This window comes from uncultured Campylobacter sp. (assembly GCF_938018035.1).
GTDB lineage: Bacteria > Campylobacterota > Campylobacteria > Campylobacterales > Campylobacteraceae > Campylobacter_B.
This window is the reverse complement of the sequence record NZ_CALIJF010000227.1, coordinates 1-1,833: the sequence shown is the minus strand read 5'-3', so window position 1 is coordinate 1,833 and position 1,833 is coordinate 1. Positions and strand designations below refer to the sequence as shown.

Here is a 1,833-nt window from a genome sequence, read left to right as displayed (position 1 = left end):
ATTAAGCAGCATTTAATCCGCCGCACAATACAATATATCGTAAATATCATTTGAAATTTAATGAAAATGCAGTTAGATTTTGTGCGCCCATTCGCACTTTGCGGATATCGAGGGTAGCCGTTAAGTCTAATTACCGAACTTGCGATAGCGTGCGCTTTTTGGGCTACCATCTATGTTTATCTAAAGGAACACAATGAAAAATCCGCTTCGTTACGTGGATTATTATAATGATCTAATCAAATTCGGCTTTGCTAAAAAGCATAATTTTTTAGCTATGATTGCCGTATTTTCTATGGTTCTTATGCCTATATGTTTTTCAGCCGCTTATGCAGTTGCACCCAGTGAGAAGTCCTTACAGAATCCATATATTTTCTCCGGAACAGTAGAGAAATTTTTTAGATTTCATGGTTATAAAAGCGGTAATGGTTGCAAGATATCTGTAGCGGGAAATGGCAAAATCTTTTCTTGGGAATTTATCGATTTTCATATTGATACAAACAAATACGACTATGAAGAAAAATACTTTTGTGATTTTATATTTAGTAGATACATTAATAATAAATGCGTAATCTTAAAAATGATCAATCTTCATATCGTAGAATTTGGAGATTGTGATAATAAAGTAATCATCGAAGTTGATCTTAGGCAAAATTTCTTTGAACAAAAACTCTTTTTATTCAGCGGAATTATCTTGGCGCTAGTTTTATTTTTTACATTTTTTCAACTAAATAAAGCATATAAAAATTCATTAAAAGGGGCATAAATATGTCGTATAACGTTTCCGCAATATCTGATGCGATAAGAATTCTACTTAAAAATACGCGCAGGAATTCATTCTGCTAATGTCAAATAAACTTTTTCAATATATATCGCAAAATTTTTCTCACTCATGCCTCGACACTTCAAATTTATTGCTCGAATATAAACTTTACTTCGTGATCCATATAGAGCTTACCGCGCAGCTTGCTATCCGCGGCGCTTACTCCTCGCTTTCATCCGTTCGCACGATCAGGCTTTTTGGAAGGCGAAATTTCTCGATTATCTCGCACTCCTTGGCGCGCATCTGCCCGCTGTCGCTCTCGTGGTCGAAGCCTAGCACGTGCAGCATGCCGTGCGTAAAAAGCAGCGCCGTCTCGTCATCCCTGCCGTGCCCCAGCTGCGCGGCTTTCAGCTCTACGAGGTCTAAATTTATCACGACCGAGCCGAGCAGCGCGGGGGCGAAATTTCCGCCGTCAAAATTCTCACTCTTTAAATTTTCATCGTCAGAACTTTCGCCCTCGGAATTTTCAGAATTTATGGTATTGGAATTTTCACTCGCAGAATTTGCGGCGCTTGTATTTTCACTAGCGAAATTCGCAGCGTTTTGATTTTTAGAGCCGCTGTTTTCATGCGCGGAATTCTCTTCGCTCAAATCCCTGTCGAAGCCCGCAAACGCTGCAGGATCGAGCGGGAAGCTCAGCACGTCGGTCGCCTTATCGATGCCGCGCGTTTGCACGTTTAGCTGCCGCATCTCCTCACTGCGCACGAAAATTAGCTCGATGCTCCCGCCGCCCAGCTCCGCCGCGATAGCGTCCAAAATTTCGGGATAGGGCTGCTCGCAAAGTATCATTTTTACCCCTCTTTTATAAAATTTTCGTATAATTTTAGCAAAAAAAGGACGAAAATGAGAGCTTTATGCGTGATCAGCGGCGGCATGGACAGCGCGACCTGCGCCTATATCGCGAAGCGCGAAGGTTACGAGATCGTGGCGCTGCATTTTGATTATAATCAGCGCACGATGGACAAGGAACGCGAGTGCTTCGGTAAAATTTGCGACGATTTGGGGGTCGCAAA

At 41.8% G+C, this 1,833-nt stretch carries 3 protein-coding genes; 2 read left to right on the top strand and 1 reads right to left on the bottom strand.

Annotation, left to right across the window (positions count from 1 at the left end):
* Nucleotides 1-193: 193 nt before the first annotated feature.
* Entirely contained in the window at nucleotides 194-763 is a 570-nt protein-coding gene (locus Q0257_RS06945; RefSeq protein ID WP_298023270.1) for a hypothetical protein, read from the top strand.
* A gap of 216 nt (nucleotides 764-979) precedes the next feature.
* Here the strand turns inward: Q0257_RS06945 and ybeY are convergent, their stop codons facing one another.
* Nucleotides 980-1,609, bottom strand: a complete 630-nt coding sequence (ybeY, locus tag Q0257_RS06940) for an rRNA maturation RNase YbeY (protein WP_298023267.1) — start codon at nucleotides 1,607-1,609, stop codon at nucleotides 980-982.
* A gap of 54 nt (nucleotides 1,610-1,663) precedes the next feature.
* Here ybeY and Q0257_RS06935 point away from each other — a divergent pair.
* Nucleotides 1,664-1,833: 7-cyano-7-deazaguanine synthase (locus Q0257_RS06935; RefSeq protein ID WP_298023273.1), on the top strand; the 170-nt coding region annotated here is incomplete at its 3' end.

Bases quoted from the DNA above. Each gene is read 5' to 3' on its own strand.
- Q0257_RS06945 (WP_298023270.1), top strand. From the start codon at position 194: ATGAAAAATCCGCTTCGTTACGTGGATTATTATAATGATCTAATCAAA.
- ybeY (WP_298023267.1), bottom strand. From the start codon at position 1,609: ATGATACTTTGCGAGCAGCCCTATCCCGAAATTTTGGACGCTATCGCG.